Here is a 13,596-nt window from a genome sequence, read left to right as displayed (position 1 = left end):
GTATTCTAGGCGCTGGATGGTTCTGAATTAACCCGGGAGCCGCCGGCTTGCGGTGATTCGGTCAGTGATTCATGATGTCGGCATGAAATTAAATCGACGTGCCGCCGAACTCTGTAAGAATATCGCCGCCCAAGCCTCTGTTTTGCGTGTAGGCGCCCATCGCTTGCCCAATCAGGCGAAGCTTTGGGACTTTGGCGTGGACCATGAGGGTGGATTAGCGGCGGGCCTGCAACTCGCTCGGGTGTGCACGTCGGGACTGGCTGATATTTTCTTGCAGTCTGACGAAAACATCCCCGCCACTGGGACTTCAGTTCAAGTGATGACGGATCATCCTGTGGCAGCGTGTATGGCTTCACAATACGCCGGATGGCAGATCAATCCGCCCAATTATTTTGCGATGGGGTCCGGGCCCATGCGAGCGGCGGCAGGTTCTGAAGAGTTGTTCGAGCGACTCAATTGTCGAGAAGCAGCGGATAACGCGATCGGAGTCCTGGAGACGGCGACTTTGCCAACGGAAGAGGTGACCGAATGGATTGCCAGTCGCTGTGGTGTGGCTGCTAGTGAAGTGCAGTTATGTGTTGCTCCGACTTCAAGCCAAGCCGGCAACTTGCAGATTGTGGCAAGAAGTGTTGAAACGGCGTTGCACAAATTGTATGAAATTGGCTTTGATCTTTTTAAAATCCGCAGCGGTTGGGGAGTCGCTCCCTTACCACCGGTCGCCGCGAACGATCTGGCGGGCATTGGCAGGACCAACGACGCCATTTTGTATGGTGCTTGTGTCACGCTGTGGGTGCAGGGTGATGATGATGCACTTGCTCAGATTGTCAATCAAGTGCCTAGTTGTGCCTCTTCTGATTTTGGTGAACCGTTCTCAGAAATCTTTGCCCGCTACGACAACGACTTTTATAAAATTGACCCGCACCTTTTCAGTCCAGCCGTGATTCGCCTGATCAATCTTGAGAGCGGGCGAGTTCATCAGGCAGGTGCGACGCGGCACGATATTCTCGCTGCCTCGTTTTTGGGGGGCTCTGTTTAGTGCCGGATAACATGCGGGTTGCTGTCTTGGGAGCTGCCGAAAGTTGGTACTTTCGTGACTTGCAACGAGCATCCGAAAGTTGTGGCAGTCAGATGGTGGCCTTGCCCTTTACGACGCTTGGCGTGGGATTTGGTGATGTCTCGCCCTGGTTTCAGGCGGCTGACAACGTTGATTTGAGCGACTTCGATGCGATTCTTGTTCGATCGATGCCGCCCGGCACGTTGGAACAAATTGTTTTTAGGATGAATGCCCTGCACCGGCTCCAGGCGGCAGGGGGACGCATCGTTAATCCGCCCCGTTGCCTTGAAATCGCCATCGACAAATATCTTGCATCGGCGTTACTTGAAGAGGCGGGTTTAACCACCCCCGCCACCAGGGTGGCCCAAACGGTGGACGATGCAATGCGTGGGTTTCAGTCGTTGGGACAGGATGTGGTGGTGAAGCCGTTATTCGGCAGCGAAGGGAAGGGGATTACTCGCATTACGGATGCGGCGATTGCTTGGCGAACATTCAAGGCTTTGACGAGCATCGGAGCGGTCATCTATTTGCAGCGATTTATTGCGAATCCTGGCTACGATTTACGCTTGTTGGTGATCGGAAAAGAAATATACGGAATGAAACGAAAGACCGTTGATGACTGGCGAACAAATATCAGTCTCGGCGGAAAAGCCGAGCGAATTGATGTGGACGCATCTCTGACCCAGATCGCTTTTCAGGCTGCAGAGGCCGTCAATGCGCCACTGCTCGCCGTCGATGTGCTGCCAGGAAATGACGGTAAGAGGTACATTTTAGAGGTGAATGCGGTTCCTGGTTGGCGCGCCCTCGCGCGCACGCTAGACGTTGATATCGCGGCCCAAGTACTTCGCTTTCTCGCCCGTTAAGGGTTTCTCCATGTTTTGAACGTGTCTGAGCCGTTTCGGAAAAATTTGTAGTTGGTAATTGTACGATGCTTGTGCTTAAATCGACGATTCACAAGTTGTGAAGAACAGTGATAAGTTGAGTGGCATCCTGCGATGATGGCAAAGAAAAATCGTTTTATCCCCTGTTTCTGCCTCCCATTCCTGTTGGTCGTGGGGCAGTGCGTGAATGCGGATCCACCGATTCGGCCCGATGAGGGATTGCCTGTCGTTTCCTGGGAGAACGCGGAGTCAGTCATCGGTCGCACGGCCGCGGTCGTGGGCCGAGTTCTGCGAGTGGGCCATGCGAAACGTGTTCATTTCTTGAATTTCGATCGTCAACGACGAGATGTCTTCAGTGTGGTTCTGTTTGAAGATGCGATGGCAAAGTTTCAACCCGACCTGGAAACTCTTTACGAAAACAAACTCATTCGCGTTCGAGGTCGAGTGTCGCTTTATCGAGACGTGCCCCAGATCGTTGTCAGTGCTCCAGAGCAGATCCAGGTGTTGGACAAGTTGCCAGAATTCGTTTCGATTTCAGCAGCGTCGAACGTTCCGCCAGCGAAAAATGAGCTGACGGTTGGTAGCTTTAATCTCCTCAATTTATTTGACGATCGTGATGACCCTTATCGATCAGACGAATCGACCGCGGCGAAGCCGAGAGCGCAGTTGGCCAAAGCGGCAGCTAGAATTCGTGCGATGAACGCGGATGTACTCGCGTTGCAGGAGGTTGAGTCACGCGGCTATTTGCAACGTTTTGTGGATGTTTTCTTGGCGAAGTCCGGCTATCGCCATGTCGTCTTGCTGGAAGGAAACGACGCACGCGGTATCGACGTGGCCCTCCTCTCACGCGTGCCAATTGGTCGCGTCTCGTCTCATCGTCACAAAACGTTTGTCGATGCCCGCGGCAAGCCTCGACGACTGAGCCGCGACTTGTTGCAAGTTGAAATTCTCCCTCGGAATGGAGCTCCGTTCGAAGTTTGGGTCGTCCACCTCAAAAGTAACTCGGGTGGTCGTGAGGCCGCTGAACCCATCCGGCTTTCCGAGGTGACTCAGATTCGCAAAATCTATGACGATGCAGTCGCCAATCATCCGACCGCTCGTATCCTGCTCTGCGGAGACTTCAACGATACGCTGGAAAGTGCGACGATCTCACGTATGTTGGCTTCCCCCCAAAACTCGCTTCAGTCGCTGCTCGATGGTCAGTCGGATCGTGTGACGTACAATCGCCGGCCCTACCAATCGATGATCGATTTTATCTTCGCTTCGCCGGCGATGGCAAAATCATTCGTAACGGGCTCCTACCAGATTCTGGACGGTACGGTGGAGTCAGGCGGATCTGATCATAACCCCGTCTACGCTCGTTTCCGGTTGAATTGATCGGGCCTGCCCTTGAATGCGAGTCATGGCCCTGTTCAGTAGCACTAATCTGGCTACATTAAGGGCTGAATCCTGCCGAGACTCACAGCGAGCAGATGGGCAGGATCCTCCACCCATTGAGAGTTTAGGCTCTCACCTGGAGTTTTTCTGATTTGTGTGGAAGGCCTGTCGGCTTGGGTTTCGAAGGTTGTTTCGGACCCCCCGCGACAAGATTCAGGAAAAGCATGTTTGATCTGCAACGGTCGATGTGTGCACTGGTCAATAACGGTCGGCGATCAGGGCTGACGCGCGGGTTGCCAGACGAGATCGCGTGGGTCGATTTAGTAACAGACGTTGAAATACTCCCTAATTTCATTTCCCCGCTATGCCAACCATTTTCTGGTCACGAGTTGGCCGGCGAGTTGGCCGGCGAGAACTCGGCTTGGTGAGTGGTCCATTTGTTCCCGTTCCGTGAAAAAAAATTGAATGGGAACGGGAAATTTTCCTGGTTGGCTCCGCTCCTTTGTCGTAATTCGGCAATTTCAAGTTAATAGTCATTAGAATCGAGGAGAAGAACCCATGGCAGACTTTGTTTCCATCGCTTACGACGATCCGCACAAGGCAACAGAAGTTCGTTTGGCGTTAGTCAAATTGCAACAAGAATACTTGATTGATATGGAAGATGCCGTCGTGGCGGTAAAGGATGAAAACGGAAAAATTAAGCTTCACCAAGCTCATAATCTCACAGCCATGGGCGCCGTGACCGGTGGTTTTTGGGGGACGCTAGTTGGTATGATCTTTCTCAATCCGCTGTTCGGTCTAGCGGTTGGAGCTGCGGCAGGTGGGCTGTCGGGAGCCCTCTCCGATGTAGGGATCAGTGATGATTACATGAAGGAATTGGCCGATGCGATGAAGCCCAATTCATCGGTATTGTTCGTATTGGTGCGAAAAGCGACTCCAGACAAAGTCGTTGAGGAGTTGCAGCAGTATGGGGGCAAATTGTTGCAGACTTCGCTGACTCACGAAGACGAAGAGAAACTGCAGGCTGCCCTGGATCACAAAAATGCTTAGCTAGAAAAGGTGTTCGAACGATGAATGGGATCGAAATTAAGACGGTCGGTAACGTGATTGAAGTGAGCGCCACGGGCAAGCTGACCAAAGAAAACTATGAAGAACTTGTACCTGCGATTGATGCCCATATCAAAGCGCACGGCAAGCTTCACATCCTCTTCCAGATGCATGATTTTCATGGTTGGACGGCGGGTGCCATGTGGGAAGATATCAAATTCGACTGCAAGCATTGGCATGATATCGAACGGATTGCAATCGTCGGTGAATCGAAGTGGGAAGCGGGAATGGCGATGTTCTGTAAGCCATTTACCACCGCAAAAATCCAGTACTTTGATTCCAGCCGCATTGATGAAGCGCGCGACTGGATTAAGGAGTGACGTTGTCGTGGCGTCGCTCGGCAGTTATCCCCGCTGGCGTTTCCTGAATTCGACGTCAGCGGTCGCAAAATATTGGGATGGAAAGGCTGGGCAGCGGATCGCCCATCTTGCTTTCTTGCGGGGTTAGCCTGAATTGAAGCCGCGGGCCAAATTCAGATCGCGCTGCCTCAGATCGCGCTGCGCAACGGAAGCTTGGCCGGCAGGGTTTTCGCTAAATTAGCCAGCACTTCGTGCCAATTGGCCGGGTTGCCTGGAGTCAAACGGCCGAGAACGCGGGGGACATCCGTTCCGGTCAATGCGGGCGAATTGCCAGGAATTTGGTCCAGATGAAGTTGGCCCAGGACGGCGGCGGCTGCGGCTCCTAGAGACGGAGTTGGGAGTATTTTGTCTGGTTCGAGAAATGCGATCTCCACTTCCGGTAATCTTTGTTGCAGTTCTCGAACGAAAAATGCATTGGTGTGTCCGGCCCCCGCGAGAATGATTTGGCCGACTGGCTGAGATCGAGGTAATTCGTGTTTGACATGTTGAGCCAAGCGACCAGTCAGCATCTGAATGGCCGTGCAAAGTGCATCATGCAATGAAATCGATTGTGTTTGTGACCAGTCGCGCAAGACTTGGATCCATGGATCGGTCGCAGGACCGTGGGGTGACCAGTTGGAACTCGTCTCATTAAACAGTTGCTCCCATCGTTGCAGCAGGGTGGGACGATGCCGTCCTTGGACGGCCAATTTGCCGTATGGGTCGGAAACGGACTCGTCGACGAGCTCAAGCAGGATTTGGTCGAGCAGCGATTGGCCCGGCCCTAGTTCATGACAGATTAAATGGTTGGGGATTTGGAGCGGCTGCCGAGGTGGTAGCAGCAATAATCGTAACGTGGTATCGAATTGCACGACCGCCCGGATGCGTCGGCCGGGGATCTGGCCGCGGTCCGCCAAAAGCATCCAAATTCCGATGGCTTCCACAGGACCTCCATGACCTCCGTAGGCTCGATCTCGGCCGGGCAGATCATCAATAATGGTTAAGCCTGTGATTTTGGAAAGTAACGACGTGTCACACCGCGGCAAGTAATGATAGCCATCGACTGGGTCGTTGAACCAAATGCCGAAGTTGTGTAAGACGCAAGCCAGGATGAGTCCGTCGTCTAATTTGAAGCGAGCGGTGATCGAATGCACCAGATCAGCCGCCGCCTCTGTCAGGTAGGCCGATTGGGCCGCTTCGTTAAATAAGGCAGCCTCTGAGGTCGTCTGCTGGTTTTCGCCGACCGAGAGAGCAAGTTCAATACGTTGATCCTGAGTGGTGACCGTATCGATCACCTGTAAGTCAGCTGACAAACCTTGGCCCGTGACCCTCACAAGGGCAGCTTCGATTTCCAAACGGCTATGAATCAACTCAAGGCCGATGAAGTAACGAATCGGTCGCGAGCCAGAATCAGCCGCTTGATGACGCTCCAGCGGCAACGCGTTTCTGGCAGATGCTGTCATAAACGTCCCGTTCACGCACAGTTCATCAAGGGGGACTCGTGATTTTTGCGCCGTCCATGGCGTGATTGATAATCAACGAGTCGCGGGTGATCGTTCCACGCTGGGTTAGGCCACGATGCGCATCTCGGCAGGTTCGCCTTTCACGGCGAAGATAAACTCTTCGAAGATTCGAACATCTAAAGCCGAGGCTGATTCAGCTTCCGGGTGGAATTGAGTCCCCATGGCGAACCAACCATCAATTCTCGATTCGATCGCTTCGATAACCCCATCGGGGCAGCGTGCCGTTACGACGAATCCAGGAGCGATCTCATCAACGGCCATGTGGTGCAGGCTATTCACTCGAACTTCTCCATCTCCGTAGACACGCTCCATCACGCTATCTTGCTCGACGACCAAACCATGGCGATGGGACGAATCTTGTGGATCTTTGTGCGGAATCGCTTTCGGCAGATCTTCCGGAATGTGGAGGAACAGATTTCCGCCCATGGTGACATTCAACATTTGCATGCCAACGCCCACGCCAAACACCGGCAGGTGTCGATCGCAGATCATCTGACAGAGCCGACGATCGAATTCCTCGCGGCGCGATTCCATCGCTCGCACTGTGGGATGAAGCATGAAACCGTCGTTGCGTGGATCGAGATCACGACCGCCTACGAGGACAAATCCATCTAAACGGTCAAGGGTTTCGCTCAAGTCGTCGTTGTCATCCGATGGGGGTATAAGAACCGGAAGCCCTCCGGTTGCGCTGATGGCATCGTAATAGCCGGAACAAATTAACGAATAAGCGGGGTGGTTGTGCGTGGCGGCAACCAAATCTAAATTCAAACCAATTAGTGGCTTCCTGGACATGAAACAATTCCTTTCGCATCAGAAATAACTGAGGAAGCGGATCCCAATCCTGCTGGGACTGTGAAAGCAAATCTACGATCAATTCGCGTTAACCGAATCGACGCTTGGTGGCGTCGTGAGCGATAAGCCGAAAAGCCACAGCGGGAGGCCGTGGTCTCAGCGACGCGTCGTCCTTGACGGTCAACCTACGAATTAGCTTTGGCACCCTTCGTGATGCCAAAACCTCCATCGATCGTTCTGTCGGGGGTCATACCCTCCCTGAAATTTGCCGAATGCCGTGTCCTCCGCGAAAGAAGATGTAAGTCGCCTTTGACAGTAACGAATCCTAACAATAGGGCAATAGAGTCCGCATATTTTGCGTGCTTGACCTGTTTACCCCCTACATCCTGTGCAAGCAGGGCTAGCGATGTCAATTTAGCGGGTTTGCCTATCTTGCCAAAAGCGTTTAGGAAGAGCCGATTGGGTGGCATCGGAGTGCTGGTTTACGGTCTTGAGCACGACGGCTATGCTGAAGTACGAATAGCTCGCCTGGCGCGATCAAACATGGGTAGCGATCAATCCAGACGCAATGGTCCGCCGGCGCGTTCGATCCGTTGATCGACGGCGATGCTTGGTATGAAAGAGGAATTTATTGATGCGGTATCAACAGGTCTGTTTAGAGTCGTTTGGTTATTGTCTACCCGAACAGATTGTTTCGAGTGACGAGATCGAGCGGCGACTTGAACCGCTTTACCGTCGACTCCGATTGCCGGAAGGTCGTTTGGAGTTAATGACGGGCATACAGCAAAGGCGTGTGTGGCCGAGAGGAATGTTGCCGAGCGAAAAGAGTGTCGAAAGTGGTCGACATGCGCTCGAGGCCGCCGACATTGACCCCGGCAAGATCGGCGCGTTGATACACGCGTCCGTTTGTCGTGACCATCTGGAGCCTGCGACGGCTTGCCGGGTCCACCATGAACTTGGGTTGCCGAGCGATTGCATGATTTACGACACGTCGAATGCGTGTCTTGGCCTCATGAACGGTGCCGTTCAAATTGCCAATATGATCGAATTGGGCCAAATTCAAGCCGGACTCGTGGTTGGTACTGAGGACAGTGGTCCACTGATGCGATCGACTCTCGACGAGCTCAATTCCAATGAATCATTAACTCGCAGCCAAATCAAGTTGGCGGTTGCTTCGCTGACGATTGGCTCCGGTAGTTGCGCGATGTTGCTTGTCGATCGAGAAACCAGTCGGACAGACAATCGCTTGCTCGGTGCCACCGTTCAGGCAAATACGCGACACCATCAACTCTGCCATTCCGGCAAGGATGAAGCCGTTGGCGGTGGGATGAATCCGCTGATGGAGACCGATTCAGAGGCCTTGATGCGAGAGGGGATTGCCACTGGCGTGGTTACTTTTGCTCAATTCTTGGAAGAGCTAGGCTGGAGTCCACGCGACATTGATCGATCGGTGTGTCACCAGGTTGGCTCCGCTCATCGACGGATGATGTTGGGGGGACTTGATCTGAATCCGGACAATGACTTCGCGACTTTCAAATGGCTTGGCAACACCGGTTCGGTTGCGTTACCAATTACGATGGCTATCGGATGTCAGGCCGGCGTTGTGCAAGCGGATGAACAAGTTGCCTTATTGGGGATCGGTTCGGGGATCAATTGTTTAATGCTCGCGACGCACTGGCAAAAATCATTGGTCAGCTCTCCCGGCGAGATGATTCTGCCGGAAAACTTATCTCAGGCCGCAACGATTTAGTTGTGAAATGGAGATTCCGACAGATAAAGTTTTTGCAATTGTCGCGAAAGGCTGTTTTCGTCTTCAACGGCCGTTAGAATGAGACGGCTTTCACAGCCAAACTCCATTTTTTCACAATCTTAGCCTGGTGAACGCCGATCAAACGGTCAGACGTGAAGATCTCCCACCTCGAACGAGAGAACCAGCAGCTGAAACAACAGCTTGCGAGCTTGCAGCAGTTGTTGCCGGGCTTACCCCTGGATGCGGCTGATGATTCCGAGCTGCCCCAGTCCCCTGTCATGATTTATCGGCTCGAGCGAAGTGCGGCGGGGCGAATAGCGTTTCTGTTCGTTAGCGAAAGTTGCTGTGAGATTCTTGGACTGACTTCTCGCCAGATCCTGTCAGACGTTAATTTAGTCTGGGATCGGATTCATCCGGATGATCGCACACGAGTGATTGAAGGTCTCGACCAACCGATCAAAGTGAGCGAACGGTGTAGCTGTCAGTACCGCATCGTGAATCCGCAGGGGGAGATTAAGACGCTGAGAACGATCTTGATTCCGTCGGCAGATGCTGAGGGGACGACGGTGGTTTGGAATGGTCTGCTGGCGGCGGTGAGCCCAAGGCAGGCCGCAGAAATCGAGCCGTCGGGGCAGCTTCAAGGTTTCCCGCTCGACGCATGTCAGATTTCTGCGTTGATCGCGGAGAAGGAAGCGCTGCGTCGGTTGCTAATGCTGCAAGATCGCGATCGTAAGCAGATTTCGCACGATATCCACGACGGATTCATCCAATATGCTGTCGCCGCACACATGCATTTGGAATCGCTGGCTCGTCGCATGAAACAGTCGCAATCACCCATTCCGCCGGAACTGGATCGAGTTCGCGAGTTGGTCGATCAGGCGATTGTTGAGGGGCGTTGCATGATCGGCGAAATCCGACCATCGTTAATTGAAGAATCCGGTATGCTCGGGGCCATTCAACAATTGATTGATGGTGAAGGCCAGAAAGGGTTGGACGTCCGGCTTCGGTCTTCAATGGACCAGAAGGATTTCGACGCCGACCTGGGTCGGGTCGTCTTTCGTATTATCCAAGAAGCGTTGGCCAACGTTCGTCGGCACGCTCAGGTCAAGAAAGCGTTCGTACGGATCACCGCATCGGCAGAGAAGTTAAGGGTCATCGTACGTGATCGGGGTGTTGGTTTCGTGATTGACGATGTGGCTGAAGGTCATTTTGGTTTGGAGGGGATCCGGGAACGTGCTGAGCTTTACTACGGCCAGACGCAGATTCGCTCCCGGCCCGGTCGCGGAACTTTATTGATCGTTGAACTTCCGTTTAACCAAACAGCTCGCTCGTTTGTCGCGCCGTAATTCTGAATGCTCGACGGATCGAATCTTTCAGGGCCGCTAGAAAGGCCGCCGTTTCCTCTCTACAATGGCGGCTATGGGAAACAACGACAGCAAACGGAAATGTTGGATCGGTTTCGATCTTGGTGGTACCAAGATGCTGTGCCAACTGTTGGACAGTGGCTTTAGCTGCCTCAGCCGCCATCGTACTCGAACTCGGGGGCATGAAGGTGTCGAAGCAGGTGTGCATCGGATCATCAATCTAATTCGCTCGGCTTTGGATGACATCGATCTCGCGCCCGAACAGCTCGGCGGGATCTGTATCGGATGTCCTGGACCGCTCGACCTTGACGAAGGCGTGATTATCGACTCGCCAAATCTTGGTTGGAAAGATGTTCACCTCAAGAAAATACTCGAGCAGGAATTTGGATGTCCTGCACTCATCTTGAATGATGTGGATGCAGGCGTATATGGCGAATATCGGTTTGGCGCGGGCCGAGAATCGCGTTGCCTCTTGGGCGTCTTTCCAGGCACTGGAATCGGTGGTGGATGCGTGTATGGCGGTGAAATTATTCGCGGTCGGACCGGTTCGGCGATGGAGGTGGGGCATATGCAGGTCACCTCGGGGGGCCCACTTTGTGGATGCGGCCGCCGCGGTTGTCTCGAAGCGGTTTCAAGTCGGTTGGCAATTTCGTCGGCAGCCACTCAGGCAGCGTACCGTGGGGATGCGCCTTATTTGATGAAAAAGTTTGGCAGCGACTTGAGTAATATTCGCAGCAAGGCACTTTTAGAGTCGATTGAGCACGGTGACGATGTGATTAAAGACATTGTGCAGAATGCGGCGAGGCAGATAGGAATCGCCGTCGGAAATCTTGTCAACGTGTTGTTGCCGGATACGGTGGTACTTGGCGGGGGCTTGGTCGAGGCGATGCCGGATCTATTTGTGAATCCGGTGCGAAAGTCTGCGAACAAACGGGTGATGCCATCTTTTGAGTCCACTTTCGACGTTGTTCCAGCCAAGCTCGGTGACGATTCGGCCGTCTTGGGCGCAGCCGCCTGGGCGCAACATGTGATTGAGGGTGAATGACGTCTGGCAAAGACCTTCAAGCCGGTTGATCGAGGGCTTAGGTTTCGTTCTTCGAGCTGGCCAAAACTTCGTCGACGCTACTCGGATCGACCGTGCGGCAAATTGAGATCAGCTGGTCCCGAATCGGTAGGATTTCTGCCTGCCATTGCTCTGGCGAGATGTCGGGTGGTGTGAGTTGGGCGAACTCACCAATTAAAAGAATCAATCGCAGCAGGTGACGGAAAATTACACCCTCTTGTTTCTGTAATCGCTTGCTAGTGATGTAACTGTTGAAATTGCCACCGAATTCAAGGATTTCGCCGGCTGCCCAAACTGGAAAAGTTCGCACGTCATGCACGCCAGGAAAGTCATAATCGAAAAGCCTTTTCAGCTTGTCGGCAAGTGATAAAAGGCGAGGTTTCTCTTCTTCGAACAAACCCCCCCGTTCATCATCATCTTCGCTGTCACTGGCTGTTAATTCATCGGCAGTGGCCAATCCTAGTTGAAGCAGTTTCACATCCAATCGGGTGGTGGCCAGTGCGCCAGGCGGCAGCTCTTCGTGGCCGGGCACTTTTACGAACCTCGCGACAGAAAGTGGCAGCTCTAAAATGCTTTCAAATGCTTGAATGCGTTCGTTATGATCAGCAATGCCAAGTTGGTTGATCACGAACACCCCAAACAACGGGTTCACGCCTCGTAAACCGAGAATCTTTTGCATCTCTTCTGTCGGGATCGCTCGCTCAGGACGATAGGGGGGCGGCGCTTCTTCGAGCGGAGATGGAGTTTCGAGGCGAGATGGAGTTTCGAGCGGAGATGGAGTTTCCGTGTTGGGGAGTGGGGGTTTGGGCTCTAGCGCGACGTAACCAGCTCGCCAGAGGGTCATCAGCATGGCATCCAAAGCTTTCTGCTGTTGTTCCAAACGCTTGCCATGAATCAGCCGTTTATTGACCAGCTGACGAATTGGCGCAACCTCGGGGGAGACATCCAGCATGTAAGCCAGTAGTCGCCAGGGTAACGGCCCCCGGCTCTCGAGGTCACCAGGCGGAGCTTGTCGAAGTTTTTCGAATTGAGCCTCGTTCCAGTATTGCTGATTGGTCCGCCGTGTCGGCATCTTTTTCTTCAAGGCCTTCTTGGCTTTTCGCAAACCTGGATCTTTTGTGTCCTCCGGGATTTTGTCGTATTTTTCACGCCATCGGAGGATTTTGACATCGTCTTCATGTGCCAAGGCAAACACAAAACCTTGCGAGTCGAATTGTGGCCGCCCGGCACGACCAAACATTTGGTGAGCACTACTGGGCTCGATCAGTTTCTTTTTATCGCGTGGGCCTTTAAGGAGATTCGGCAGGACGACGCTTCGGGCTGGTAGATTGATACCGGCGGCCAGTGTTTCCGTACAAACGGTGATCGACAACAGTTTTTTTTGGAACAGTGACTCGACGATTCGCTTGTAGCGCGGTAACAGACCGGCATGATGCACTCCAACGCCCCGTTGCAGAACTTGTCGCAGCTTAGGCCCGGCTCCTTGGCTCCAGTCATGTTGCTTGAGCTCCTCGGTGAGCTGTGCCTGTTGTCCATCGACCATCAGCTTCTTACCTTTGAGCTGTTCGGCGACTTCCCAACACATGTCTCGATTGAAGCAAAAGATGAGGGCGGGCGTGAATCGCTGCTGTTGATCGCCTTGTGACATTTGCTCGATCAATTCATTCAGCAGCTGATCACCAACCCATTGGAACGTGAGTGGGACTTTGCGATCGTCACTTTGGACCAGGTCTAAATTACGGTGGTGGGTGCGACGCATCCATTGCACAAATTCCAATGCGTTACCAACGGTCGCGGAGAGCAGTAAGAGGCGGACCTTGGGTGGCAGCAATCCGAGAGAGAATTCCCAGACGATCCCGCGTTCCGGATCGTTGAAACTGTGGAATTCATCCATTACCACTGCCGAGACATCGTCAAAGTCAAACTCATCTCGAAGTAGTCGGTTGAAAAGGATCTCTGCGACGACAACGAGTATGGGGGCGTCTGGATTGACGCGGCGGTTGCCTGTTACGAGCCCCACCTTATCCTCCGAAAAACCCCATCGAACAGCGGCCTGTCGAAGTTCTTGGAGTTTTTGTTCGGTGAGCGCGATTAGTGGAGTCGTGTAGTAAGCGCGTTTGCCAGTACGAAGTGCTTCAAACAAGGCGGCTTCCGCAATCAGTGTCTTGCCGGTGCCCGTTGGAGCGCAGACGAGTACGCCTTGTTCGCTGGTAAACCACGCCAATAACGCTTCCTCTTGAACCGGGTACGGCTCAAAAGGTAGCTGGTCAAGATAATCGGCAGCTAATTCATCTCGATCAGCTGCCGAAGAATCGTTTAACGGTTCGTCAATTGTCTCATCCACCTT

At 53.2% G+C, this 13,596-nt stretch carries 11 protein-coding genes; 8 read left to right on the top strand and 3 right to left on the bottom strand.

The window, feature by feature from the left end; all coding sequences use genetic code 11:
* Positions 1-82: 82 nt before the first annotated feature.
* The 5 genes from mch (at position 83) to P8N76_01820 (ending at position 4,739) form a co-directional block, all read left to right on the top strand.
* Positions 83-1,036, top strand: coding sequence for a methenyltetrahydromethanopterin cyclohydrolase (gene mch, locus P8N76_01840; protein ID MDG2380391.1), 954 nt, complete (start codon positions 83-85; stop codon positions 1,034-1,036).
* Positions 1,037-1,047: 11 nt separating this feature from the next.
* Positions 1,048-1,917: a RimK family alpha-L-glutamate ligase gene (locus P8N76_01835; GenBank protein MDG2380390.1), complete on the top strand. Its 870-nt coding sequence runs from the start codon at positions 1,048-1,050 to the stop codon at positions 1,915-1,917.
* Between the two features lie 132 nt (positions 1,918-2,049).
* Positions 2,050-3,312, top strand: a complete 1,263-nt coding sequence (locus P8N76_01830; GenBank protein MDG2380389.1) for an endonuclease/exonuclease/phosphatase family protein — start codon at positions 2,050-2,052, stop codon at positions 3,310-3,312.
* Between the two features lie 558 nt (positions 3,313-3,870).
* On the top strand, positions 3,871-4,362 hold the full coding sequence (locus P8N76_01825) for a DUF1269 domain-containing protein (GenBank protein ID MDG2380388.1): 492 nt from the start codon (positions 3,871-3,873) through the stop codon (positions 4,360-4,362).
* A gap of 20 nt (positions 4,363-4,382) precedes the next feature.
* Entirely contained in the window at positions 4,383-4,739 is a 357-nt protein-coding gene (locus P8N76_01820; GenBank protein MDG2380387.1) for an STAS/SEC14 domain-containing protein, read from the top strand.
* Positions 4,740-4,906: 167 nt separating this feature from the next.
* Here the strand turns inward: P8N76_01820 and P8N76_01815 are convergent, their stop codons facing one another.
* Both P8N76_01815 and P8N76_01810 read right to left on the bottom strand, forming a co-directional pair.
* The gene (locus tag P8N76_01815; GenBank protein ID MDG2380386.1) at positions 4,907-6,220 is read right to left on the bottom strand and encodes an anhydro-N-acetylmuramic acid kinase; all 1,314 of its coding nucleotides are present in this window, start codon (positions 6,218-6,220) and stop codon (positions 4,907-4,909) included.
* Between the two features lie 105 nt (positions 6,221-6,325).
* Entirely contained in the window at positions 6,326-7,072 is a 747-nt protein-coding gene (locus P8N76_01810; GenBank protein MDG2380385.1) for a gamma-glutamyl-gamma-aminobutyrate hydrolase family protein, read from the bottom strand.
* Positions 7,073-7,706: 634 nt separating this feature from the next.
* On the opposite strand from P8N76_01810, the gene P8N76_01805 reads away from it, so the two are divergent.
* The 3 genes from P8N76_01805 to P8N76_01795 all read left to right on the top strand — a co-directional run bounded on the left by P8N76_01805 (position 7,707) and on the right by P8N76_01795 (position 11,231).
* Entirely contained in the window at positions 7,707-8,822 is a 1,116-nt protein-coding gene (locus tag P8N76_01805) for a 3-oxoacyl-ACP synthase III (protein MDG2380384.1), read from the top strand.
* Between the two features lie 152 nt (positions 8,823-8,974).
* A complete protein-coding gene (locus P8N76_01800; GenBank protein MDG2380383.1) occupies positions 8,975-10,168 on the top strand; it encodes a PAS domain-containing protein in 1,194 nt (397 codons plus the stop codon).
* Positions 10,169-10,241: 73 nt separating this feature from the next.
* Entirely contained in the window at positions 10,242-11,231 is a 990-nt protein-coding gene (locus P8N76_01795) for an ROK family protein (protein ID MDG2380382.1), read from the top strand.
* Positions 11,232-11,268: 37 nt separating this feature from the next.
* On the opposite strand, the gene P8N76_01790 is transcribed toward P8N76_01795, so the two are convergent.
* On the bottom strand, positions 11,269-13,593 hold the full coding sequence (locus P8N76_01790; GenBank protein MDG2380381.1) for a DEAD/DEAH box helicase: 2,325 nt from the start codon (positions 13,591-13,593) through the stop codon (positions 11,269-11,271).
* Positions 13,594-13,596 lie beyond the last annotated feature (3 nt).

This window comes from Pirellulaceae bacterium (assembly GCA_029243025.1).
In the GTDB taxonomy this organism is placed as follows: domain Bacteria; phylum Planctomycetota; class Planctomycetia; order Pirellulales; family Pirellulaceae.
The sequence above is the reverse complement of the archived record's forward strand: the minus strand, read 5'-3'. Positions and strand labels throughout refer to the sequence as shown.

Coding starts and splice junctions, on each gene's coding strand:
- mch (MDG2380391.1), top strand. CDS start 83: ATGAAATTAAATCGACGTGCCGCCGAACTCTGTAAGAATATCGCCGCC.
- P8N76_01835 (MDG2380390.1), top strand. CDS start 1,048: ATGCGGGTTGCTGTCTTGGGAGCTGCCGAAAGTTGGTACTTTCGTGAC.
- P8N76_01830 (MDG2380389.1), top strand. CDS start 2,050: ATGATGGCAAAGAAAAATCGTTTTATCCCCTGTTTCTGCCTCCCATTC.
- P8N76_01825 (MDG2380388.1), top strand. CDS start 3,871: ATGGCAGACTTTGTTTCCATCGCTTACGACGATCCGCACAAGGCAACA.
- P8N76_01820 (MDG2380387.1), top strand. CDS start 4,383: ATGAATGGGATCGAAATTAAGACGGTCGGTAACGTGATTGAAGTGAGC.
- P8N76_01815 (MDG2380386.1), bottom strand. CDS start 6,220: ATGACAGCATCTGCCAGAAACGCGTTGCCGCTGGAGCGTCATCAAGCG.
- P8N76_01810 (MDG2380385.1), bottom strand. CDS start 7,072: ATGTCCAGGAAGCCACTAATTGGTTTGAATTTAGATTTGGTTGCCGCC.
- P8N76_01805 (MDG2380384.1), top strand. CDS start 7,707: ATGCGGTATCAACAGGTCTGTTTAGAGTCGTTTGGTTATTGTCTACCC.
- P8N76_01795 (MDG2380382.1), top strand. CDS start 10,242: ATGGGAAACAACGACAGCAAACGGAAATGTTGGATCGGTTTCGATCTT.